Annotated in this window: 19 protein-coding genes and 1 pseudogene; 10 read left to right on the top strand and 10 right to left on the bottom strand. The window is 66.7% G+C overall.

The features are described from left to right. The 3 genes from VFV09_12195 to sucC form a co-directional block, all read right to left on the bottom strand. The coding region (locus VFV09_12195; protein ID HEU4868473.1) for a succinate--CoA ligase subunit alpha at window positions 1–492 on the bottom strand (492 nt) is incomplete at its 3' end. Further along, complete coding sequence (locus VFV09_12190; protein ID HEU4868472.1) at window positions 493–1,431, bottom strand: hypothetical protein; 939 nt, start codon at window positions 1,429–1,431, stop codon at window positions 493–495. It abuts the gene before it with no gap. Then, a complete protein-coding gene (gene sucC, locus VFV09_12185; protein ID HEU4868471.1) occupies window positions 1,428–2,570 on the bottom strand; it encodes an ADP-forming succinate--CoA ligase subunit beta in 1,143 nt (380 codons plus the stop codon). The genes VFV09_12190 and sucC overlap by 4 nt, the downstream gene beginning before the upstream one ends. Window positions 2,571–2,669: 99 nt before the next feature. Here sucC and VFV09_12180 point away from each other — a divergent pair, with 99 nt between their 5' ends. Beyond that, window positions 2,670–3,218: an ATP-dependent Clp protease proteolytic subunit gene (locus VFV09_12180; protein ID HEU4868470.1), complete on the top strand. Its 549-nt coding sequence runs from the start codon at window positions 2,670–2,672 to the stop codon at window positions 3,216–3,218. Here VFV09_12180 and VFV09_12175 read toward each other — a convergent pair. Further along, window positions 3,208–4,416: an MFS transporter gene (locus VFV09_12175; protein HEU4868469.1), complete on the bottom strand. Its 1,209-nt coding sequence runs from the start codon at window positions 4,414–4,416 to the stop codon at window positions 3,208–3,210. The two genes, VFV09_12180 and VFV09_12175, sit on opposite strands and share 11 nt — an antisense overlap. Window positions 4,417–4,461: 45 nt before the next feature. Between VFV09_12175 and VFV09_12170 the strand changes: the two genes are divergently transcribed. Continuing rightward, window positions 4,462–5,190, top strand: a complete 729-nt coding sequence (locus VFV09_12170) for an MOSC domain-containing protein (protein HEU4868468.1) — start codon at window positions 4,462–4,464, stop codon at window positions 5,188–5,190. Further along, window positions 5,183–5,491 (top strand): non-heme iron oxygenase ferredoxin subunit, encoded by a 309-nt coding sequence (locus VFV09_12165; GenBank protein ID HEU4868467.1) that lies wholly within the window; start codon window positions 5,183–5,185, stop codon window positions 5,489–5,491. The genes VFV09_12170 and VFV09_12165 overlap by 8 nt, the downstream gene beginning before the upstream one ends. Here the strand turns inward: VFV09_12165 and VFV09_12160 are convergent. Further along, window positions 5,488–6,066 (bottom strand): HD domain-containing protein, encoded by a 579-nt coding sequence (locus VFV09_12160; GenBank protein ID HEU4868466.1) that lies wholly within the window; start codon window positions 6,064–6,066, stop codon window positions 5,488–5,490. The genes VFV09_12165 and VFV09_12160 overlap by 4 nt on opposite strands. Before the next feature lie 78 nt (window positions 6,067–6,144). Between VFV09_12160 and VFV09_12155 the strand changes: the two genes are divergently transcribed. Together VFV09_12155 and VFV09_12150 are read left to right on the top strand one after the other, a co-directional pair. Continuing rightward, a complete protein-coding gene (locus VFV09_12155; protein ID HEU4868465.1) occupies window positions 6,145–7,014 on the top strand; it encodes a uroporphyrinogen-III synthase in 870 nt (289 codons plus the stop codon). A 2-nt stretch (window positions 7,015–7,016) separates the two neighbouring features. Then, the gene (locus VFV09_12150; GenBank protein HEU4868464.1) at window positions 7,017–8,447 is read left to right on the top strand and encodes a hypothetical protein; all 1,431 of its coding nucleotides are present in this window, start codon (window positions 7,017–7,019) and stop codon (window positions 8,445–8,447) included. On the opposite strand, the gene pcrA is transcribed toward VFV09_12150, so the two are convergent. Then, entirely contained in the window at window positions 8,444–10,696 is a 2,253-nt protein-coding gene (gene pcrA, locus VFV09_12145) for a DNA helicase PcrA (protein HEU4868463.1), read from the bottom strand. The genes VFV09_12150 and pcrA overlap by 4 nt on opposite strands. An 81-nt stretch (window positions 10,697–10,777) precedes the next feature. Here pcrA and VFV09_12140 point away from each other — a divergent pair, with 81 nt between their 5' ends. The 3 genes from VFV09_12140 to VFV09_12130 all read left to right on the top strand — a co-directional run bounded on the left by VFV09_12140 (window position 10,778) and on the right by VFV09_12130 (window position 15,103). Then, window positions 10,778–14,350 (top strand): peptidoglycan-binding protein, encoded by a 3,573-nt coding sequence (locus tag VFV09_12140; protein HEU4868462.1) that lies wholly within the window; start codon window positions 10,778–10,780, stop codon window positions 14,348–14,350. Window positions 14,351–14,382: 32 nt separating this feature from the next. Further along, window positions 14,383–14,727 carry a hypothetical protein gene (locus VFV09_12135; GenBank protein ID HEU4868461.1) on the top strand — a complete coding sequence of 115 codons (345 nt, stop codon included), beginning with the start codon at window positions 14,383–14,385 and terminating at the stop codon, window positions 14,725–14,727. Window positions 14,728–14,827: 100 nt separating this feature from the next. After that, on the top strand, window positions 14,828–15,103 hold the full coding sequence (locus tag VFV09_12130; GenBank protein HEU4868460.1) for a hypothetical protein: 276 nt from the start codon (window positions 14,828–14,830) through the stop codon (window positions 15,101–15,103). On the opposite strand, the gene VFV09_12125 is transcribed toward VFV09_12130, so the two are convergent. Next, window positions 15,082–16,311, bottom strand: a complete 1,230-nt coding sequence (locus tag VFV09_12125; GenBank protein HEU4868459.1) for a PQQ-dependent sugar dehydrogenase — start codon at window positions 16,309–16,311, stop codon at window positions 15,082–15,084. The two genes, VFV09_12130 and VFV09_12125, sit on opposite strands and share 22 nt — an antisense overlap. Before the next feature lie 16 nt (window positions 16,312–16,327). Then, window positions 16,328–17,926: pseudogene (guaA, locus tag VFV09_12120) on the bottom strand (glutamine-hydrolyzing GMP synthase). Window positions 17,927–18,317: 391 nt separating this feature from the next. Between guaA and VFV09_12115 the strand changes: the two are divergent. Together VFV09_12115 and VFV09_12110 are read left to right on the top strand one after the other, a co-directional pair. Beyond that, complete coding sequence (locus tag VFV09_12115; protein HEU4868458.1) at window positions 18,318–19,253, top strand: hypothetical protein; 936 nt, start codon at window positions 18,318–18,320, stop codon at window positions 19,251–19,253. 147 nt (window positions 19,254–19,400) lie between these two features. Then, window positions 19,401–19,931 carry a hypothetical protein gene (locus VFV09_12110; protein ID HEU4868457.1) on the top strand — a complete coding sequence of 177 codons (531 nt, stop codon included), beginning with the start codon at window positions 19,401–19,403 and terminating at the stop codon, window positions 19,929–19,931. Between the two features lie 31 nt (window positions 19,932–19,962). On the opposite strand, the gene VFV09_12105 is transcribed toward VFV09_12110, so the two are convergent. Together VFV09_12105 and VFV09_12100 are read right to left on the bottom strand one after the other, a co-directional pair. Next, window positions 19,963–21,444, bottom strand: coding sequence for a hypothetical protein (locus tag VFV09_12105; GenBank protein ID HEU4868456.1), 1,482 nt, complete (start codon window positions 21,442–21,444; stop codon window positions 19,963–19,965). A gap of 43 nt (window positions 21,445–21,487) precedes the next feature. After that, window positions 21,488–22,996 carry a pentapeptide repeat-containing protein gene (locus VFV09_12100; GenBank protein ID HEU4868455.1) on the bottom strand — a complete coding sequence of 503 codons (1,509 nt, stop codon included), beginning with the start codon at window positions 22,994–22,996 and terminating at the stop codon, window positions 21,488–21,490. Between the last annotated feature and the right edge of the window lie 77 nt (window positions 22,997–23,073).

Genomic DNA, 23,073 nt, shown 5'->3' with positions numbered 1-23,073 from the left:
CATGATCTGGTAGGTGAGCGTGCCGGAGCGGGAGACCAGGCCGACCCCTCCCGGGCTCGCGACCGACCCCGGGATGATGCCCACGTTCGACTTGCCGGGAGAGATAACGCCGGGGCAGTTGGGCCCGATCAGGCGGCTGGTGGGCCGGCCGCAGTCGAGATGGTTGTACACCCGGGCCATGTCGTGGACCGGGATGCCCTCGGTGACGCAGATCACCAGCGGGACGTTCGAGGCGGCGGACTCCAGGATCGCGTCGGTGGCGTAGGGCGCAGGGACGAAGATCACGGCGACGTTGGCGCCGGTTGCCGCCACGGCATCCTCCACCGCATCGAAGACCGGGACCCCGTCGACCTGCTGCCCCCTCTTGCCCGGGGTGACCCCCGCCACGATATTCGTGCCGTACTCGGCCATGCGGGCGGCGTGAAAGCGGCCCTGCTCCCCGGTGAGCCCCTGGACGAGAACGCGGGTGTTCTCGTCGATGAAGATGCTCACCTAGGCAAAAACTATGGTCCTGAGGTCCCCGAGGTCGGTGGCCTCCTCGTCGAAGGTCTCACCTCCGTCGTTGGAGTAGAACAGCTGGCCGGTTGACGTGCCGAACACGATTTCGGAGGGCACCTTGGAGTTGATGACCAGCGCCTTTCGGTGCACGCCGCCTTCGAGCCCCCGGACCACCGTGCGAAAGCGCCGGCCGGAGTCGGTGGAGAGGTAGATGTCGCACTGGGCGCCGTCGGGTCCGTCCCACATCGGCGGTGGGCCCTGGGCGGCGGAGACGATCACCCGGTCGGCCTCGGACGGGTGGGCCGCCAGGCCCATCGTGTACTGGCGCTTGTTGGAGGTCCCCATCGCCCGCCAGCCGAAGCCTTCGTCGTCGGAGACGAAGCCCCCCTCCCCGGTGGTGACGTATACCCGCTCCGGCTTGGCCGGGCAGACCTGGATCGAGTGGATGTCGGAGACCGGGGCGTTGAGGTCCGCCCACGACTTTCCTGCGTCCCGGCTGCGGTAGATGCCGCCTACCTCGACTCCGGCAAAGACAGTGCCCGGATCCTTGGGGTGGGTGGCGATAGCCGACACCAGCGGGGTCTCCCACGGCGCGTGCCAGGAGCTTGCGTTCGGGATCTTGCCGAAGGCGTCGAGCTCCTCCCAGGTGTCGCCCTGGTCGGTGCTGACCCACATCGCTGCAGGGATCAGCCCGGCAAAGATCGTGCCGTCACACCCCACCGCCAGGCCCTCCACTCCCCGGCCCAGGTCCTTGGCCGCCACCCGGACGTCGCCGTTGCCCTCGTAGACGAGGATCGACCCGGAGTCGGTGCCTGCAACCAGTCGATTGGAGCTGGGCCTGACCGCGCTGAGAAGCGGCTCGCTGTGGAGCTGGGTGAGCTCCTCGTCCTCGTACAACACCAACCCCTTGGAACCACCAAGGAAAATCCTCATCGTGTAGCCTCCACCGCTTTTTCGGCCCCCTCGAGCATGGTCTCCACAGGGACCAGCATCGGGTGCCCGGCCTCACTCAGGATGCGGCGACCTGCCTCCGCATTCGTTCCGGCCAGCCTGACAACTATAGGAACTTTGACCTCCACTGCGCCGAGGGCGTCGACCACTCCTTCTGCGACCAGATCGCAGCGGGTGATGCCCCCGAAAATGTTCACCAGCACCGACTTGGCCCTGCCGTCCGCCAGGATGAGCTGCAGGGCGCTCGATAGGACCTTCGCATCGGCTCCCCCACCGACATCGAGGAAGTTGGCGGCCTTGCCGCCCACTTGATCAACCAGATCCAGTGTGGACATTACCAGTCCGGCGCCGTTCCCGATGATGCCGACGTCGCCGTCGAGCGCCACATAGTTGGAAAGACCCTGCTCCACGGCCTTCGACTCCTGGGAATCGGACCCCTTGTGGGCGGCGTAGACGGCCAGCTCGGGGTGCCGGAAAAGCGCCGAGTCGTCCAGCGAGACCTTGGAATCCAGGGCCATCACGTCGCCCGACCCGGTGACTATGAGCGGGTTGACCTCGACGAGAGTCGCCTCGGCTTCGGTGTACAGCCGGTACAGCCGGCGGACCACGTCGGCCCCCTGCCGGCGGGAGGCGGCTGGGATGCCGAGACCGGCCAGGATCTTGTTCACCTGAAACGTCTGGAGGCCGATCAACGGGTCGACAAAGACCCGGGTTATCGCGTCGGGCGTCTCGGCGGCCACCGCTTCGATGTCCATGCCGCCCTTCGAGGAGGCGATTGCCAGGTGGGTCTTGGTCGTGCGGTCGAGAAGGATGGAGAAGTAGGACTCGCTTGCGATGTCCACGCCGGCCTCGACCAGGACCTCCAGCACCGGGTATCCCTTGATGGTGAGAGCGAGGATCGCCTCGGCTGCCTTTTCGGCATCCTCGGGGCTCGAAACGACCTTCACCCCGCCGGCCTTGCCGCGGCCCCCTATCCGTACCTGGGCCTTGACGGCTACCACGGGCCCCATTGCCCGCGCGGCCCCTGCCGCAGCCTCGGGTGTGCTCGCCACATGACCTTCAGGCACCGCCAAACCCCACCTGCGAAACAGCTCTTTGCCCTGGTATTCGAGTAGGTCCAAGTGCCAAAGATTATCAGGCGCAACTGTGGCCCAACGACGGATGGATTACGGTAGGCGCTGCCCGGACTCAATTGGAGGCTTCGACTGAACTATCGACTGGTGTTCAACGGCCCTTTGAAGGCCACCCCTGGGAACGCCCTGCGGGCCCGCGTTGCCTCGGTTCTGGAGCAGGAGGACTTCGAGTCGCTCACGATCCTGTTCTCCACCGAGGGCGGCGACACCCGGGAGGGGCTGGCCCTCTACAACTTCCTACGCTCCCTGCCCCAGCCGGTTCACATGCACGCGTGCGGGCACGTCGACAGCATGGGGGTCCCGGTTTTCCTCGCCGGGGCAACCCGGACCTGCGCACCGGCCTCCCGGTTCTACTTCCACCCGTTCGCCTGGAGCTTCGACTCCTCGCAACGGCTGGATGCCCTGGACGACGTGGGCGAGCGAATGTTGAACGACGTCCTGTCGGCACGAAGGATCGTCGCCGAGCGGGCGAACGTGCCCGGCGAGCTGGTCGAGACCCTCTACGGCCGCGGCTCCAAGCCGGTGGTTGCCGACCCGGACAGGGCCGTGGAGTGGGGGCTGGTCACCTCGATCGAAGAGCTCAATCCCAAAGCAGAAGCCCAGGATGACGTGGCGATCTGGGCGGTCAGCTGGTAGTCCGGGTGGCGAAGATCGCACCGAGCGAGATCAACATGAAGGCACAGACGTAGAGGAACGCCACCCGGGGCGACGCTGCGCTCCACAACGCGCCGACAATGGCGCTGGCGGCGAAGTTGCCGAGGCTCTGGATCGTCGCCAGCAAGCCGAAGGCCGAGGATCTGATCGCTTCCGGGGCCAGGGCGGCGACCGCCGCGTGTTCCGAGGTCTCCACGAACCCGATGCCGATCCCGGCGGCGACAAACCACGGCGCCAGGGCCACCACACTGGGGCCGCCGGCCGCAAACCCCAGGTAGGCCAGGGCGAACAGGGCCACCCCGAGGGCGAGAACCCTGGTGGTGCCCCTGGCGTCGCTCATCCGCCCGGCCGGAACGCTGGCCAGGGTGGCTGCGGTGTTGTAGGCGACATAAAGACCGATCGCGAGCTGGGTGGCGGCCTGGCGGCCGTGCTCCGGGCGCAGCAACTCGGTCGCCCTGAGGATCAGCAGGGTGGCGGCGACGTTGCCGAACTCGAACGCGGTCACTCCGACCATCACCCGGCCGAGCCGACCCTGCAGCACCGGGCGGATCTTGAGCCGGATCGGCTCCCGTTTCCCGCGGCTCGCGCGGGGCACCCGCCGGACCGCGTAGTAGATGGAGGCGGCAGCCAGGAGGCCGGGAATGATCGAGAGGGCGATGGCGTTCCGGACCCCGACCAGCCCCACGAGCAGAATCGCCAGCAGGGGGCCGGCGATCGCTCCCAGGTTGTCCATTGCCCGCTCGAAACCGTAGGCCCGTCCGTAGGCTGCGGGCGGGACCAGGTCGGCCAGGATCGCATTGCGCGCAGGCCCCCTGGCGCCCCGGGCGGCCCAGGCCCCGGCCCGGAGGACGCCGACCTGCCAGGCAGCCGTCGCAGCGGCGGAGACGCTCACCAGGACCGCGGTCGTCGAGTAGCCGCCTATGGCTATCGAGCGGCGCCGTGACGGGTCGTCGGCCAGGGCGCCGCCGGCCAGCTTCGCCGCGCCGGCTGCCCCGTCCGAGATGCCCTCGATCAACCCCAGGACCGAGGCCGGCGCTCCGAGGGTTACCGTCAGCAGGTCGGGCAGCAGGGCGGTGGAGATCTCATGGCCTGCGTCGGAGAAAAAGCTGGCCAGGCCGATCCCCGCGACCCCCGGGCTCATCCACGACGCAGGCTCCGGCAGGTACACCTCTTCGCTCACCCGCCGAATCCTAACTAGGGTCGTAGCCGCAACTACTATCTATGCATGGAAAGCAACGGCAAGGGCGTGGTCCGGTCCGTCAACGTCGGGCAGGTCCGCGAGCTGGAGCTGCGCGGCAAGCCCCACAAAACCGGCATATTCAAGGAGCCGGTCGAGGGCCGGGTGCGGCTGTCCGGCAACTCGGTCGAGGGCGACGTCCAGGCCGACCGCCGGTTCCACGGGGGCCCCTACAAGGCGGTCTACTCGTACACCGTGGAGGACTACGCCTGGTGGGAGCGGGAGCTGGGCAGGTCGCTCCCCCCGGCTACCTTCGGGGAGAACCTGACGATCGAGGGCATATCGGCCGTCGACGCCCTGATCGGCGAGCGGTGGGCAGTCGGGACCGCCCTGCTGGCGGTCACCCAGCCGCGGACGCCCTGCTGGAAGCTGGCGGCCAAGATGGGCGAACCATATTTCGTCCGGCGGTTCAAAAACGCCGGGCGGGCCGGCGCCTACCTGGCCATCGTCCGTGAGGGCGACGTCGGCGCCGGCGACACCATCGAGGTCGTCTCGCGGCCGTCGCACCCAGTCAGCGTCGGCATGATCGCCTTCCTCAACAACACCGACCCGGAGCTTTCCCGACTGTTCATGGCGCTCATCCCGGAGGAACCGACCCCCGACGAGTGGGCCGAGGTCCTGGGCGCCCTCAATCTCCCGCCAAAATACCCTTGGAGCGACGAGGCGCCTTCACCTAATATCCCAGCAGGGGACAGTCGGGAGGGTGAGGATGAGTGATTTTGTTCCGGTAACCACGGTCGGCGACATGGAGGAGGTCGAGGTCAAGCAGTTCGACGTCGACGGCCAGCTCATCTCCATCGCGGTGGTCGGCGACCAGTACTACGCCTTCGACGACACCTGCACCCACGAGCACTGCTCGCTGGCCGATGGAGACCTGAGCGGCACCACCATCATCTGCCCCTGCCACGACGGCGAGTACGACATCACCACCGGCGAGGTTCTCGACGGCCCCCCTCCGGAGGCGATCCTGACCTACCCGGTCAAGGTCGTCGGCGACGAGATCCAGGTCGAGATCTAGAGCCCCAGCCGCTCCCTTTCACCCCGAAGGGCGTCGATGCAGGTCTGGATGTGCTGGGTGCCGAACGCGGCCGGGTCGGGCTCCCCGCAGACCGGGCCCAGCTCGTTGAACCCCCGGGAGATGTCCTCCCGGTTGACCGCGGCGGCGAAGGCCTTGTCTTTCAGCTTCTTCTTGACGCTCTTGGGCTCCAGGTCCCCGATCCCGTTCGGCCGGACCTTGCAGCAGGCGACGATGAAGCCGGCCAGCTCGTCGCAGGCGTAGAGGGCTATGGACATCGGGGACTCCCGGGGAACCCCGCTGAAGTCGGCGTGTCCGAGGATTGCGTTGCGAATATCCTCGTCCACCCCCAGGCGCTCTAGCTCCTTGACGCCCACGAACGGGTGGTCGCCCAGGGTCGGGAAGCGTTCGTAGTCGAAGTCGTGGAGCAGGGCGGCGACCCGCCAGCGTTCGGCGTCGTCGGGGTCGAGGCGGTCGGCGTAGGCTCCGACGCAGACCGACACCGCCTCCATGTGGATGCGGAGAGCCTCGCTCGAGACCCACTCGTGCATGAGGGCCCGGGCCTCGTCCAGTGTCATGGCAAAAAGTCTACCCGGCCTACATCCCCAAGCCCCCTAAAATGGACTGCCCACCACGACCGTTAGGACACGACTGCGTTGAGCTCTGAGTCTGAACAACCCGTGCCGGGGGGCCTTGCGGGCATGGTCGTGGGCGTTCCCGCCGGCCGGAGGGCGACCGAGACCGCCAAGCTGATCGAACGGTGGGGCGGGATCCCGCTGCTGGGCCCCACGGTTGAGGAGGTCGAGGTCGACGACCCGGCCCCGGTGCTCGCAGCCACCCGCGAGGTGATCGACTCCCCCGCCGGCTGGTCGGTCCACCTGACCGGCGTGGGCACCAAACGATGGTTTGCGATCGCCGGGGACCACGACCTGCTGGACCCGCTTCTCGCCGCGCTGGGCCGGGCCCGGGTGGTGGCGCGGGGGCAGAAGGCGTCGTCGGCGCTGCGCGGCTTCGGGCTGACCCCGGAGTGGGTGCCGGAGGGCGAGACCTCCAGGGAGATCGCAGCCTGGATGCAGGACAGGGTCGCCGGGGGCGAGGTGGTGGCGGTCCAACGCCACGGCGAGCGCGTCCCCGGCCTGACCGACCCGCTGGAGCAGGCGGGAGCCCGGGTCGTCGAGCTGGCCACCTACCACTGGGAGATCCCGGCCGACCGGGGGCCGGCGAACCACCTGGTCCGGGAGCTGGCCGCAGGGCGGGTCCACGCGCTGGTGATCACCAGCGCCCCCCAGGTGCGCAACCTGTTCCAGGTCGCCCGCGACATCGGCCGGGAGCAGGAACTTCAGGACGCTTTGCAGAACCGGGTGTTCCTGGCGTCGGTTGGGTCGGTGGCGTCGGTCTCCCTCGAGGAACGGGGCCTGGCGCCGGGCCTGGTCGCCAGCCCGCCCCGGCTCGGAGCGCTGCTCAGGTCCCTGGCCGCGGCCCGGGAGCAGGTTCTGGCCAAAGCCGGCTCCCCCGGAGCGGCTTAGTTGTGGCCCTGACGTTGGGGACCCGGATGCTGGCCGCCCTGGTGGCGACGCTTCTGGCCCTCGGCTCGTCGATGGGCGCGGCCCGGGCGGACGAAACCCCCCACAGCGGGCCCGTCGACGCCCCCGCTCCCACGACGGAGGCCGGCCACCACGAAGAGGTGGCGCTGCCCGGCATGGCCCGGAAGATGGCAGGCGGCAACGCCCGGGCCTACTCCGACGGCGACGAGCTCTCCTACCGGGTCGAGGTGACGCAGAACCTGCAGCCGAAAGGCCCCCAGGCGGCCGACCCCGTGAGCGGGACCCTGGAACTGGTCCTCACCGAGAGCGTCACCGAGGACGACGACGGCCCGCTGGTGACGGTTGAGGTCACCGAGGCCAAAGCGGAGGGGTTCCTGGCGGAAGCCGAGGAGGAGTCCGCCCTGGGCCGCGAGCTTCAGCTGCGGCCTGAGTCCGGCCAGATGCAGGTGATCTTGAAGGAGGACTCAAACGGGGACCCCGACCTGACCGACGCCGAGGCGATCTCGGCATTCGGCGACCCGGGAGCCATCCGAATGGTCGACCTGGCGATCTGGTCCCACCTGCTGAACCCGGTCATCCCATCGGACGACTACCAGGACGGCGAGAGCTTCACCGACACCGCGGCGCTGCCCTCGGGCTGGTCGCTCGGGCACCGGACCGTCGACGGGTCGATAACGGTGGAGGGCCCTGCAACAGAGGAGGGCCGGGACGTGGTCAGGGTCAAAGGCGTCCACGTATCGAACGACGGGATGCTCCGGGTCCGAGCGATGGACAACGCGGTGGAGGCGTTGCAGGGCAAACAGAAGCCGGTTCCCAACGACTTTTTCGCCGGAACGATCTTCAGCGCCCTGTTCCCCGAGGGGTCGACCTACGAGTCGCTCATGCCGCCCCTGCCGCTGAAAGCCATCCCGGCGCAGCGGAGGCGGCCGGAGAGGGCCCGGAGGCGGTCACGCCGTGGAACCCGGATGGTGATCGCCTGCCTGATGACGCTCCTCGGGCTGGCCGCGTGCAACAACCCGGCCCAGAACGAAGGCGTCGTCTCCCTCAACCTACAGGGGCCGGTGCAGCTCAACCACCGGTCGGTGGTCGACCGGGAGACCGGGGTGCTCATCAGCTCCGAGGTCGACGCAACCGCCAACCTCACCGGGAACGTCCACAAGATTCCGCCCGAGCTGCTGGAGGCGGTTCCCGAGAACCTCCGGTCGCTCGCGGGTGTGGAGGTCGGCATGGACGCGAAGTGGACAGTTACCGAGGAGCTCGCCGGCGAAGTGCCCGAACGCTCGGCTTTCGCGTCGATCGCACCGAAGGCGTTGATCGCCGTGGGATCTGCACTTCTGGCGCTGGCGCTGGTCCTGTCGTTGCGTCGCAGGAGGCCTTCAGGCGAACCCGGGGCGCCGGAAGCCGGCTCCGACTAGTCCATTGCCTTGATCGGGGCGTAGGCGAGCAGCAGGGTCTTCTCGCCGATGTCGCTGAACCAGATCTTAGCTTCCGCCTTCTCGCCGCTGCCGGTCAGGGCGGTGATCACCCCGGACCCCCAGCGGGTGTGCGAGACCTCCTGGCCGATCCGCCAGCCGGCGGTGGCCCGTTCGAGGTTGGGGTAGCGGGTGGGGGTGGTCGAGACGGGACGGGAGGGGTAGCGGTTGCCCGAGTAGCCGGTGTTGCCCCCCGTGCCACCCGAGTACCCTGAATTTGCTCCGTTGCGGCGCGGCTTCTCCCCCATCCGCTTGACCAGCTCCTCCGGGATCTCCTTTAAGAACCTCGACGGCGGGTTGTAGTTGACCCCGCCCCAGAGCGAGCGGCTCCAGGCGTGGGTCAGGTAGAGGCGCTGACGGGCCCGGGTGATGCCGACGTACGCCAGCCGGCGCTCCTCCTCCAGCTCGTCGGGCTCGGTGAGCGACCGCATGTGCGGGAAGACGCCCTCCTCCAGGCCGGTGAGGAAGACAATCGGAAACTCCAGACCCTTGGCGTTGTGCAGGGTCATGAGGGTGACGGTGGACTCCTCCTCGTCGTACTCGTCCTGCTCGCTGACCAGTGAGGTCTGGGCGAGGAAGTCCTCCAGCGTGCCGTCGGGGACGCGGTCCTGGAACTCGGCGGCCACACCCGCCAGCTCCTTGAGGTTCTCCACCCGGCCGAGGGCCTCGATCGACCTCTCCGACTCCAGCTCCGCCATGTAGCCCGACCGCTCCCAGGTGACCTGGACGATGTCCCGCACCGACGCGCCGTCCCGGCGATACGCCTGCAGCTCGGCCATGAGGTTGTTGAACGCCAGCAGGCCGCCCAGCGTGCGCTTGGTGAGAGCGGGGTTGTGCTCTGCGGTGGCGATGGCCTCGTACAGCGTGATGTTGCTGATGGCGGCAAACGCCTCGAGCTCGGCGATGGTCCGGTCGCCGATCCCCCGCCGGGGCGTGTTGACGATCCGCCGGAGGCTGACGCCGTCGGCCGGGTTGACCAGGACTTTCAGGTACGCCAGCAGGTCCTTGACCTCCCGACGGTCGTAGAACCGCTGGCCGCCGACGATGCGGTACGGGATCCCGAAGCGGGTGAAGATCTCCTCGACCACCCGGGACTGGGCGTTCGTGCGGTAGAACACTGCAGCGTCCTTGAACCGGTGCCCCTCGGTCTCCCTCAGGCGTTCGATCTCCATGGCAATGAACGCCGCCTCGTCGTGCTCGTTTCCCGACAGGTGGACCACCACGTGGTCGCCGGGGCCGGAGTCGGTCCACAGGTTCTTGGGCTTGCGGGCGTGGTTGTGCTCGATAAGCGCGTTCGCCGCGGAGAGGATGCGCTGCGTCGACCGGTAGTTCTGCTCCAACGTGATGACCTTGGCCGTGGGGAACGCCTCCTCGAAGCGGGCGAGGTTGCGGTAGTCGGCGCCCCGGAACCCGTAGACCGACTGGTCCATGTCCCCCACCACCGCGACGTTGCCGTCGGGGGCCCCCAGCAGACGCACCAGCTCGAACTGGGCGCCGTTGGTGTCCTGGAACTCGTCGACCAGGATGTGCTGAAAGCGCTCCTTGTAGTGGGCCAGGATCTCGGGGAACTCCTGGAACAGGCGCACGGTCAAGTTGATGATGTCGTCGAAGTCCAGGGCGCTGGCTTCTTTCAGGCGGCGCTGGTAGTGGGTGTAGACCTCGCCGATCTGCCGCTCCATCCAGTGGGCCGCCCGGGCGACGTACATCTCCGGAGTGATCATCTCGTCCTTGGCCCGGCTGATGGCGTGGCGGACGCCCGAGGGCTTGACCTTCTTGGGGTCGATGTTGGCGTCCTTCATCACATAGGAGATGAGCCGGTCGCTGTCGGCGGAGTCGTAGATGGTGAAGGCCGACTTGTAGCCGAGGCTGCCGATGTTGCCCCGCAGGATCCGCACGCAGGCGGAGTGGAAGGTGCCGATCCACATCTTCTGGGCGACCGGGCCGACCAGCCCGGCCACCCGGTCCTTCACCTCGCCGGCCGCCTTGTTCGTGAAGCTGATGGCGAGAATCGCAAAGGGCGAGACCTGCCGCTCGTTGATCAGGTTGGCGATCCGGCGGGTCAGCACGGCGGTCTTGCCGCTCCCGGCCCCCGCGACGATAAGAAGCGGCCCATTCCCGTGGGTAACCGCCTCGCGTTGGGGAGTGTTGAGACCGCTGAGATCGTCCAGCAGAGAACCTTCGGTACTGCTCACCTTGTAATTATCCCTCGGAGAGGTGACCGCCGGGTGGGAAACGGGAAACTATGATTCGTCGAAGAGTGAAAGCCGCCTGCGATGTCTGAACTGGTCACGCCCGAAGAGCCGAGGGAGTTGCGTCCGGCCAGCCAGGGCGAGGACGTCACCAACCTACAGACCGCCCTCTTCAACGCCGGATACGACCCGGGCCCGGTGGACGGCGTTTACGGCCCGAAGACGGTGGCCGCCATCAGGGCGTTCCAGCTTGAGGTGGGATTTCCGGATGACGGGATGACGGGCCCCCCGACCTGGCGGGCACTGAGCGAGAGGGACGGAGCCCAGTTTCTCCGCGATTTCCCGCTGCGCCGGATGCTGCACGGCGCCAGCGAAGGACCCGACGTGGCGGAGCTCCAGGAAGCCCTCGCCTCGGCGGGACTGATCTCCGGCGCGCCGAACGGCATCTACAGCTCCGGAACCGAGTCCGCCGTCAAGCGGTTCCAGAACAACGAGGGTCTGCCGGCAACCGGGGTCCTGGACGCAGCAACGAGGGCCTTGTTGATGCCGGTCAGAATCGGCGACCATCTACTGAGCCCGACTGCCGCCGAGGTGATGACCCTCGCCGCCAGGCTGGTGGGCAACAACCCCGAACGGGTACCGGGACCTCCAGCGGTTCTGGTGGCGGCACTCAAGATCGCAGTCGACGCCAACCGGGATGCCGTCGCAGTGGCTTTCACCGATCAACTGCCCGGCTTGGAGAGCTCGCGCCCGTACGCCGAACGGGACGCGGCGCTCCGCCGCTTGGCCGGTTCCGCCGGGACCATCAGCGACTTCAGCCTTCTGGACCCGGCCCCGGTGAACTTTGGACGGATTATGAGGTGGCCGCTGCCCCAGATCCTGGGCACATCGGCCGAGATGGCGGCGGTGGATCACAGCTCGACCGTCGGTGTCGTCCACCTGCTGGTCGCTTGCGTCTCGGGCCGGGTGGAGGTTCTTTCCGGTGCCATTCCTCTGGTACTGGGTATCTCGGGCGAGGAGCTGCAGTCCCGGCTGGGCCTGGCCATCCAGGCAGTTCGTCCCAACACCTCTTCAGAGCCGTGGCCCCCCTGGTGGGCCGCCGCCCTCGATCTACCTGCTCCGCCGGACGAGCATCTCGCCAGCCCGGAGGCGGCCGAGCCGCCCACCGAACCCGAGCCGGGCCCCGAGGAAACCTCGGAACCCGCCAACTTCCTCCTCAGCGGGGGCCTCAGCGGCGACGCGGTCCCCTCCCTCGACGGCGCCACCAAATTCGTCGACGAGCTGGATGTCCAGATCTACGTCTCGATGCTCGCCCTCGCCATCGCCGACCGCAACACCCCGATGCCGCTGTCGGTCGGGCTGTTCGGGGAGTGGGGCACCGGCAAGAGCTACTTCATGAGGCTCCTGCAGCAGGAGATCGGCGAACTCACCTCCCGCTCGGGCGAGCCGGGCTCGACCTTTCTCTCGGACGTCGTCCACATCAACTTCAACGCCTGGCACTACTCGGACGCCAACCTGTGGGCCAGCCTCGCCGACGAGATCTTCGAGCAGCTGGCGGGCCGGGACGGCGTCGCCGACCCCAACTCCGACCGGCGCGACAAACTGCGGGAGGAGCTGGGCCGCACCCTCAACAAGCGCAAGGAGCTCGAGGAGAGCACCGCCCAGGCCCGGGCCCGGGCCGAGGAGCTCCGCGGTGAGCTAGAGGCGGAAAGGGCGAACCACGAGGCGTCGGCCATCGGAGTAGCCAAGGCTCTGTGGGCCGATCCCGAGGTCAAAAAGCAGCTCGACGTGGCCGCCGACAAGCTCGGTCTGAACAAGGAGGACGAAATCCAGCGGCTGGCCGACGAGCTTTCCGGCACCCACCGGGACGCCCGCTCAACCTGGCAGCTGCTTGCCTCGGCCAAGTGGTCTACCGGGCGGGCTGTGACTTTGGTGCTCCTGCTACTCCTGGGGGTGGGAGCGGTACTGATCGCCGATCAGGTGGAGTTCAAATGGGCCGGTCTCGCTGCGATCGCCGCGGCCGCGACGAGTGTGACGAAGTTCCTGTCCGGGCTCCGTCAGGGCATGGTCGCCCTGCAGAGCGGGATGGTCAAAGCCCGCGAGCTGAAACGGACGGCGACGAGCAACGAACTGAAGGACAAGATCGGCGAGCTTCAGGCCGCCGAGGCTGGGGTCCAGGTCGCAAGCGCCCAGCTCGACGAGGTCGTCGCAAAGGTGGGGCAGCTCGGCCGGGAGCTGGCCGAGCTCAACCCGGGTTCCCGCCTCTACGCGTTTCTGGCGGAACGGGCCGCCAGCGCCGAGTACCAGCAGCAGCTCGGCATCGTATCGATGATCCGGAAGGACTTCGAACAGCTGGTGGCGCTCATCGCCTCCTGGACCAAGGAGCGGGACACCCCGCTGCCGGCCACCGACCAGGCCGTCCAGCCGCCTCCGCTCGACCGAATTGTCCTGTACATCGACGACCTCGACCGCTGCGAGCCCGCCCAGGTGGTCGACGTTCTGCAGGCGGTCCACCTGTTGCTGGCGATGAACCTGTTCGTCGTCGTGGTTGGAGTCGACCCCCGCTGGCTCCAGCGTTCCCTCCGGCTGCGGTACCAGGGGATCATGGGGGCTTCGGACGAGGTCGAACAGGATGGGTTCCGGGGCTCGACCCCCAACGACTACCTGGAGAAGATCTTCAACATCCCTTTGGTGCTGCCCGCCATGGACAAGAAGGGATTCTCCAAGCTGCTGAGGGTCATGGCTTACGGCACCTCCAAACAGGCCCCCAGCCCGGATTTATCCTCCGAGCCGGCAGCCCCGTCCGTCGAAGCCGTCGTTCAGGCGGACCCGGCACCCGTCCCATCGGAAAGCCCGGCCCCGGAGGAGGCTCAGCCGGCGCAACCAGTCGAGACAAAACCCCAGGAACCCACTGCGGAGGCTGCTCCTGCAACACACGAGCAGGCTCCCGCCGCCACGGACGCCGCACAGGCTGCAGCCACCATCGCCGCCGCAGCGGTGCCGCTCACCGGCCAGGAGGGCTCCGCGGTCGACAACCTCGCCACCGGCAAACAACCCGTCATCCAGCCGCTCACCGACCGGGAGCTCGAGTTCCTCGATGAGCTTGGCGACCTGGTCAGGACCCCCAGGTCGGCCAAGCGGATGTTCAACCTCTACCGCATGCTGCGCTCCGCCCGCAGCGTCGAGGAAGCTTCCGAGTTCCTCGGCACCGAGAAGCACCCCGGCGAGTACCAGGCGGTGGCCCAGCTCCTTGCGATCCTGACCGCGCACCCGAAGATCCTGGGCCACATCATCACTGCCCGGCCCGACGGAGGCGACATAAGGCTCGGCGGCCTGCTCCACCGGCCGGCCGGCGGATCGTGGAAGGAGTTTGTCGAGGGGCTCGCACCCAACTACTACTACAGCGGAACGACAATCGTGGCCGAGAATGCCCTGCTGGCGTCCATCCCCCCGGCCGACAGACCGGCGTGGGACGAGATCGCTACAACTCTCAAGGACCTGCTGCCCAAGGTGAAGCAGACCACCATCCGCCCCTACCAGGAGTGGGCGCCCCAGGTGGCCAGGTTCTCCTTCCTGCTGTCACCGTTCGCCGCCGACGTGGAGATCCCTCCCCAGCCGGCGGAGCCGGAAACAACACCGGAACCGTCCCCGGCATAGGATTCCAATAAGGGTTCAACAGAGAGGCGATCATGGGCTTTTTCGACAAGAAGATGAAAGAGGCGGAGGGCGACGCCGAGAAGCTGATCACCGACTACATGAAGTTGCTCGAATCAAGCGCCGAAGCGGCGTCGATCAAGCAGATGGCGCGGAAGGCCGCTCCCGCCACCTCAACCGGGGACCGGGCCGCCGACACCCACAAGGCGCTGTTCAAACAGCTCCTAAGCAACGCGGACAAGTCGTCGCTGCTCCGGAGCAAGACCCGCCAGCAGATCGTCGAGCAGTTCTGCGTTGCGTTGTGGCGCAAGTGGCTGGGCGACGACGCCTACCTGGAGATGACCAAGTCCCTGAAGATGATCCAGGCGCCGAAGGCCTAGTCAATCTCCGTAACCGGTTCCGCAATCCCACGGAAGTATCCGTAACGCCGCCCTCATAGGTTGGGAGCTAAACAAACCCAACCCAGGAGGCTCGAACACCATGACCCAGAACGCAGTTTTCGCCGACGACGAAGCTCCAGAGTTCCAGGCCTCCCCCGGCACCGGCACCCAGCTTCTCGCTTTCGGGTCGGCCGCTTGCGTCGGACTGGCGCTCTTCTTCGGAAGCATCCTTCTGGGCGTGGCCTTGTTCGCAATCGTTCTGGTCACCATGAACGTCGATGCCGGCGCCAGGTGGGCCGCCAAATTCAATAACCTGGCTGAGAGGCGCAACTGCCGCGTTATGCGGCGCGTCTCTCAGCCGGCTGTAATCCGGTAGACGTCGCCCTCGAGCGAGGTGATGTACACCTCGCCCTCGGAGTCGACCCCGAACGAGGACAGGTTCGCAGCGCTCAGCTCGTCGAACGTCCTCCTCTCCACCGCACGGCCGCCCTGCACCTTGAAGCCGTGCACCACGCCGCCGCAGTAGTCGGCGTACAGGTAGAAACCTTTGAGCTGCGCCACCCTTCCTCGGTAGACGCCTCCGCCGGTCACCGAGCAGTTGCCAGAAGAGTTCGGGTAGGTGTGGATAGGACGGATCAGGCGTGACTCGTCGATCCGTTCGCCCTCTGCGAACTCTTCGTTTCCTTCGAACTTCCGCCAGCCGTAATTGGCGCCCGGCTGGTCGGCCGGTGCTGCGTAGTTTACCTCTTCGATGGAGCTCTGGCCGACGTCACCGATGAACAGGTCCTTGGTCTCGGGGTCGAACGACCACCGCCACGGGTTTCGCAGCCCGTAGGCCCAAATCTCGGGGCGGGCGCCCGACCGGTCGACGAACGGGTTGTCGGCGGGGATGCCGTAGGCCCGGTCGCCGGAAGGCCTGCTCGGGTCGATCCGCAGCAGTTTGCCTAGCAGAGTGTTGAGGTTCTGCGCCCGGTTGCCCGGGTCCCCGGCCCCTCCGCCGTCGCCGAAACCGATCATCAGCATGCCGGTGGGGTCGAAGGCGATCAGCCCGCCGTTGTGGTTGGAAAAAGGCTGCTCCACCGCCAGGATCTCCCGCCGGGTTGCCGGGTCCAGCCGGCCGGGGTTGCCCGGGTCTACCTTGTACTCGTCGATGCGGCTGTCGCCCTGGGTGTTCGTGTAGCTGAGGTAGGCGAGGCCGCTCTCGGCGTAGTTGGGGGCGAAGGCGATTGAGAACAGACCCCTCTCGCCGCAGCAGCCGACCCGGTCGGTAATGTCGATGAACGGCGGGCTTTTGGCCCTGCCGCCGTCCACCTCGACCACCCGGCCCTCCTGCTCCACTACGAAGAGCCTCTTGTCGCCGGGCGGAGAGATGACGTGGATCGGACGGTTGAACGAACCGACCCTCTCCAGGCGGGGGTCTCCCTGCAGGTCCGCTGCAGCGGCCGGAGGACTCGCCGCAGGGGACTCGCTGGCCGCCGGGGAGGCCTCGGTGGGTGTCGGGTCGTCTGGCTCCACGTTGGGGTCCTGCCCGCACCCGGCGAGCAGCACCAGGAGGGCGAGGAAGCCCAGCAGCCGGAGCTTCAAGCCGGGATGCGAGGCCCTACTCCCACTCGATGGTGCCCGGCGGCTTGGAGGTGATGTCGTATGCGACCCGGTTCACGCCGGGAACCTCGGCGACAATCCGGTTCGCCATCCGTCCCAGCAATTCGTAAGGCAGGCGGGCCCAGTCGGCCGTCATCGCATCCTCCGAGGTGACCGCCCGGATGATCACCGGGTGGCCGTAGGAGCGGGAGTCGCCCTGGACGCCCACCGAACGGATCGTCGGCAGGACCGCGAACGACTGCCACAGGTCCTTGTACAGCCCGGCCCGCTTGACCTCCTCGATGACGATCGCGTCGGCCGCCCGGACCATGTCCAGGCGTTCGACGGTGATGTCCCCGATGATGCGCACCGCCAGTCCCGGTCCGGGATAGGGCTGGCGCCACACCATCTCCTCGGGCAGGCCGAGCTCCTCGCCGATCTTGCGGACCTCGTCCTTGAACAGGTTTCTGAGCGGCTCGACCAGCTCGAATTTCATGTCCTTGGGGAGACCGCCCACGTTGTGGTGCGACTTGATGACCGCCGCGGCATCGTTGGTCCCGCCGGACTCGATCACGTCCGGGTAGAGCGTCCCCTGGACCAGGAACCCCACGGGCTAGCCGTCGCGGGCGATCGGGGTGCCGTCCGGGGCGATGTCGTCACGCAGGCCGACCTCGGAGGCGACCTCCTCGAAGACCCGGATGAACTCGGTGCCGATGATCTTGCGTTTGGTCTCGGGGTCGGCGACGCCCTCCAGCTTGCTGAGGAACCGGTCCTGAGCCTTGACGTGGATGAGCTCCATGCCCATGTGCCGGCCGAAGGTGTCGACGACCTTCTCCGCCTCGTTCGCCCGCATCATTCCGTGGTCGACGAAGATGCAGGTGAGCTGGTCGCCGATGGCTTTGTGGACCAGCGCCGCCGCGACCGCCGAGTCCACTCCTCCGGAGAGCCCGCAAACGGCCCGGGCGTCGCCGACCTGAGCCCGGATCTGCTCCACCACGGCCTCGATGACGCTGGTCGCAGTCCAGCCGGGCAGGCAGTCGCAGGCGTTCTGGACAAACTTTCGGATGACCTCGGTGCCGTACGGCGTGTGGACGACCTCGGGGTGGAACTGGACGCCGAACAGGCCCCTTTCGGTGTCCTCCATCGCCGCCACCGGGCAGGAGGTGGTGCTGGCGACCGCCGTGAAGCCGGGCGGGACCTCGGAGACTGCGTCGTTGTGGCTCATCCAGACCTGCTGCTCCAGCGGGAGCTCGGAGAAGAGCAGCCCGCCGGTGGCGCTGAGGTCCGCCTTGCCGAACTCTCCCTTGGTGCCCCGGGCGACGACTCCGCCCATCGACGAAGCCATCACCTGGTGGCCGTAGCAGATGCCGAGGACCGGAATGCCGAGCTCGAACAGGCCGGGGTCGATTGCGGGGGCGCCGGGCTCGTAAACGCTACTGGGGCCGCCGGAGAGGATCAGCCCTTTGGGCCGGCGTTCGCCGATCTCGGCCGCGGTGACGTCGTGGGGCACGATCTCGGAGAGGACGTGGCACTCGCGCACCCGCCGGGCGATGAGCTTGGAGTACTGGGCCCCGAAGTCGACAACGAGAATGGTGTCGAAGTCATCCTGGAACGTCATGTGGATCAAGGATACCGTGCAACGGTCCCGCCGAGATTTTGAGGCATTTTGCTTGCGGTAAATGGGTACTTTTGCCGATCAACTTCAGTGCCCGGATGGGTAGGCTTAGCCGAGCTGTTGGCAGACAAAGAGCGATACCGTCATGGGACCAGTCAAGCGACTCTTCTTGCTTTGCGCACTCAGCACCTTGTTGATCTCGGCTGTTCCGGCGCACTCCGCCGGCTCCGATACCAGGCCCCAAATCGAACTCTCGTTTGCTTCCCCGGGTAACGGGGCCTATCTGGGCGGGCCTGTGCCGATTGTTGTCAACGCTCGCAGCGCTGAACCCATCCGCAGCTTCAAGTTAAACGTGGAGTCGGTGGGCCCGGTCTTTCCAAAGTGGAGCCAGCAGTTGACCCTGCAGAGCTGGGATGGCGACGAGGCACCGCGAGAACTGACTGTCGAGGGTAGATGGGACACGGACTACCCCGTTATCTACGAGTACCCGGGCTTCGTCGACGGCGCCTACCTGAGCAATGGGCGGTACCGTCTCTCTGCAATCGTGTCGCTCCACGGCGGACAAGCCGACTCGGAACAAGCATCAATTGAGTTCGATATCAACAATCGTCCCCTCCCGGTCCAATTTCTCCGCGCCCAGCGCTTGGGTGCAACCATCCGCCTTTACTGGTGCGCAGAGAGGCGTTACCTGGACATCGGGAAATTTCTCATTGAGCGCTCGGTAGGAAAGGAACCGTTCGTCCCGCTCAGTTCTGTTGAGGTCATCGGTCCGAAAGAAATAAGGCAGGAATCGAATCCTTCTTCATATTCGGACGAAAGTCCCCCGGCCGACGTCCCGCTTCGCTACCGGGTTACAACGGTTCGCAAGAGTACCGGCGGCGAAGTCATGCAAGCTCCTGCGCAGGAAACCGCGCCCATAGTCTTCGCCTCGGGTTTGTTCATCGTGGAGGAACCTACACAGATTGCATGTCCGCCGATAGTTTCGCTGCAGCCTGCATTCAACATGAAGGTGCTCAAGGATGACGCCAAGGACGTAAGGAAAGAGGACCCGAAGGGCGGTGGGGGAGCCGAACCTGACCGACCAATTGAAACAACGCCGGCGGAACATCCGACTGAACCGACCCCCGAGCCCACGGGGACCGGGATTCGGCGAGACGAGGATCAAAGGGTCAATCCGCCGGAGAATGGATCCCGGAATGAGCCCGGATGGATCCTGCGAAATCTTGCCGCACCGATTGCCGATGGTGCCGCCGCTGCGGCGATATGGACTGCAGGATTCGTCCTGGTGGTCCTCGGAATCTGGTTCTTGTTGCGCAGACGGGCGCCCTAGGTGCGCCGGCGCAGATCCAGGCAAGAACCGGCCGCCGAATCCGAGTCCGGAGCCGGCAAGAAGGAAAGAAAGCGCTCCCAGGACCAGGGTCCGAGGAGGAATAGTGCCGGGGCGGTCTTTGGGCGATGGAGTCCTGCGGCTTCAACGATGCTCGGTCTAACGACTGGAGTCATCGGCGTAGTAACGGGCCTATTGGGTGCGCTCTTTATCGTCAGGCCCAACCTCGCCCCTTCCACCGGCAACCTGGTCGAGATTGCTCAGGTAGCCGTTGAACCCAACGTTACCCTGGATCAATATCTCAATCATCCGACCGTCGAGAGAGTGGTCGGGGAGCGTGATTTGAAGGAGTTCCGGCGGGCGAAACGCGAGTTTCTGGACCGTGTCGGAGGGGTGGTTCATTTTGATTTCAGGGTGAACGGTGTCCGCAACATCGACCTGGCGCAGCGATGGTCCGTCTTTGACGCCGATTCCGGTAAACGATTGGGCGAGTCGGAGGATCTCGATCCTCTTCCGCTCACATTCACGGCCGAAAAGAAAGACGACGATCTGGGAAGTTGGGAGTTTTGGGTGGATACGACCACCGCCAGCGCCGCTCGAGTGTTCGTAAGAATCGAGTTGTTTGATCGGATAACCGGCTCGAGGTTGGTCTTCAAGGACACCGAGGTTTTTAGCAGTTGATTTGACGGGCATACTAGGCCGGCCGGCGCCCCTAGTCGACGACCGGAGGCGACTCGCACGTAACGGTGTAATCCGCCTTCTCCGACTGGACGTCCTGCTTCGGAACCACGAGGATCCACCACCCCGAGGCGCTTTCGTCCACCTGCAGGGCGGGCCGGTCCTTCAGCTCGAAGGTGCCCGCCTTTTCGAACTGGACCTCCTGCATCTTGGTGACGGTCCCGTCGGAGCTCAGGTACTGGTACTCCACGTCGCCCGGCCGCTCGATGACCAGCTTGCCGGAAAAAGTGACCCTGACCGGACAGCCACCCGAGAACTTCGCCGGGCTGGCCGCCAGAACCGCGCCGCCGACCTCGGCTTCCGCGGACGGCGACTGCCGGACCTCCTCCGGCTGGCGCCACTGGCTTCGGTTGGCCTGCTCGGAGTCCGGGTACACGAGCGACCGCACGGCTTCGTAGGTAGGCAGCCGGCCGAACGCACTCGCGTACGCCGCGGCGTAATCGCCCCGGTCGAGGGTGGTCTTCAGCAGGGTCTCCAGCACGGCCTGAAAGCCGGCATCCGGCTTGACGCGGAGGAACCAGGTCCGCTCGTCCTCGTCTCCAAACAACGGGATCCGCGCCGCCCCCGGCACCGGCTCCGGCGAGATGTACGCATCCAGGCGGCCCTCGGCGAGCGCCTGCGAGGCCTCTTCCCGCTCCAGCGGCCCGGCTTCCGACCGGACTCCCCAGCGACCCGAGATCACCCCGGCCAGTGCGTCGACGAAGTCCTCACTCTGTTCGGACGCGATGTCGTCGAACCCCAGTCGCAGGACGCGCTGCGACCTGACCTGGGGAAGGGTGCGCGAGTTGGCGGCCGGGGGGAATCCCCTTATGTCTCTCGGGAGGGCAGTCCGCATCCGGTTGAGCGCCTCGACGTCGAAGCGGCCGAGAGAGTCCATCTGGAACGAGGTGGCCCTGGGGGCCCGAAGGGCGCCCCGGCCCACGCTGTACTCGGAGCCCGGGCCGACCAACCGGGCTTCCGACCGGCCCGGCTTGCGGACCTGGACGAACCCGAAGTCAACCCTGACATCGGTTTGGGATTGGGTCACCTCCAACTGGAAGATCGGGTCCAGGAACCCCACCTCGGCCTGCCCGGCCTCGATTCGGAACTCGTCGCTGCCCGGCTTGGAGCGGCAGATCACGCTGCCCTGCTGGACCGCCAGCGGGTTCCGGGGGGCAGTCGCCACGGTGAGGCGGGAGTCGGACTGGATCTGGCAGTCCTCCAGGATGTCGAGGACGCTGAAGGTGGCGCGGCCCCGGACGTCGGTGCTCAACTCGCTCCCCTGGAAGATCGGGTCGCCGCCGCCGGCCCGCTCCCCCTGGATCCGGGCCAGGCTCTCGAGGACCGAGATCACCCGTCCCACCGGCTGCCCACCTGGGGACGGCTCGCTGGTCGCGCCGGTCTCGCCGGGGGTGGGAGTGGCCCCATTCTCTCCACCATCCCCATTGCCGCATGACACCAGGAGCAAGCTCAGCACTATCGCCCCAACACCCTTTCTCGTCGTCACCCCGATCACCGCCTTATCCGGTCACCGCATCCAATAGCTGGCGCACGGTCGAGTTCGAGTTACCCAGCGCCAGGACGAAAATTGCGAACACGAGCTTGTAGAGCAGGAACTCGCCCCACAGCAGGCCGGCCATGAGGTAATCGCGGACCCGCTCCCGGTTCTCCAGCTTGATCTCGGCTTTTCGCCTTATGGCGACGTTCAAGGTTCGGCTCAGCCCCTCGAGGACCCGGCTCACCCCCTTTTCCCCCAGCAGCAGCCACGCCCGCAGCTTGCCCCTCAGCGTGGGCGGCTCCGGGGTCGAAGACCGGGACCTCCACCAGCTCATAAACCCCAGGCGCAGCGACCCGGCGGACCGAATCATCGCGCCGGCGAGCAGCAGGATCGCCAGTGTGACCAGCGGGTGGATGGGTCTGACCAGATAACCGCTGATATCACGAAAGACCAGGCGGTCCCACCACCGCCAGAATCCCTCCTTCTCCTCGCCCTCCAGATCCAGGAGCTGAAATCGAGCGCGGTTGGCCAGCGCCAGGTCCCCCGACTCCCTGCCGCTCTTCTCCACCAGCTTCAGGACGGTCTTTTGAACGTTGCGGCCCTGTACCACTTCGATCTGGTCGACGTCCATCGTCAACCTGGAAACCGAGATCTGGTCCAGAAAGAGCCCGGAGTTGGACCCAAGCACCCGGATCCCGTCCAAAGCCAGCAACCCGGTGCTGGCAAAGTTGTTGAAGACGCCCTCCCCCTGGAGAGCCGCGCCCAGGAACTCAACCGACCCCGCGGCGGTAACCGCCTCGAGGCTAACGCCCTGGTCGAACCTTTCTACGCCCAGGTTGGCTCCTCCGCTCAAAACCGCCCCCCGGAACTCGGCGGCCCCGGCGAAATTGGACCGGGCGAACGACACCTTCTTGCCGAAGCCTGCCGACGCAAAGATTGCGGCGGCTTCGAAGTCGGCGCCGGCAAAGTCGGCGCCACTGCCGAACTGGGTGGCCTGGAAGCCGGCGTCCGAGGCGAAGACGGCATCGGAGAACAGCGCGCCTCCGCTGAACTGGACCCGGTCGAAGACGGCAGCCCCCTGGAACTGGGTCCCGGCGAACGACGCGTCCGCCAGGAACCGGGTCGAGCCGAACGTCACCGGGCCGCTGAAGGTCACTCCTTCAAAGCCGGCCCGGTCCCGGAACAGAACGGCGGACAGGTCTACGGGCCCCTCGAACACCGATCCGTTGAAGTCGACGATCCGTTCGAAGATGAGATCTGTCCCGGTGATCCTGCCGGTGAAACGGCAGCTCTGACACCTGAGGGGCCGGCGGACATTCTGCAACGCTGCCAGGTTCAGGTCCCCCTCCACCCGCAATCCCGAGAGGGTGGCCGCCTGGTCGCCGGCCAACATCCGGATCAGGTCTCCGCCCGCAATCGCCCCTGCGTCGCCGGGGGCGGCACGGGCTGCAGGGTCCCCTGAAGCCAGGGCCCCGCACACCAGAGCGAGAGTGAGGACCGATCTAGATCCCAGCGATCGAACCCGGCGCAAGAAAACCCCCTGAGCTGTCCCTGCGAATTCTCACGCCGCCGGCACTCTGTGGCTAGGCCCCGGTAAAAGAAACGATC

This window comes from Actinomycetota bacterium, from assembly GCA_035759705.1.
GTDB lineage: Bacteria > Actinomycetota > CADDZG01 > JAHWKV01 > JAHWKV01 > JAJCYE01.
The sequence above is the reverse complement of the archived record's forward strand: the minus strand, read 5'-3'. Positions and strand labels throughout refer to the sequence as shown.

Coding starts and splice junctions, on each gene's coding strand:
- VFV09_12190 (HEU4868472.1), bottom strand. CDS start 1,431: ATGAGGATTTTCCTTGGTGGTTCCAAGGGGTTGGTGTTGTACGAGGAC.
- VFV09_12130 (HEU4868460.1), top strand. CDS start 14,828: ATGACCCAGAACGCAGTTTTCGCCGACGACGAAGCTCCAGAGTTCCAG.
- VFV09_12160 (HEU4868466.1), bottom strand. CDS start 6,066: ATGACACTGGACGAGGCCCGGGCCCTCATGCACGAGTGGGTCTCGAGC.
- VFV09_12140 (HEU4868462.1), top strand. CDS start 10,778: ATGTCTGAACTGGTCACGCCCGAAGAGCCGAGGGAGTTGCGTCCGGCC.
- VFV09_12165 (HEU4868467.1), top strand. CDS start 5,183: ATGAGTGATTTTGTTCCGGTAACCACGGTCGGCGACATGGAGGAGGTC.
- VFV09_12135 (HEU4868461.1), top strand. CDS start 14,383: ATGGGCTTTTTCGACAAGAAGATGAAAGAGGCGGAGGGCGACGCCGAG.
- VFV09_12170 (HEU4868468.1), top strand. CDS start 4,462: ATGGAAAGCAACGGCAAGGGCGTGGTCCGGTCCGTCAACGTCGGGCAG.
- VFV09_12110 (HEU4868457.1), top strand. CDS start 19,401: ATGCTCGGTCTAACGACTGGAGTCATCGGCGTAGTAACGGGCCTATTG.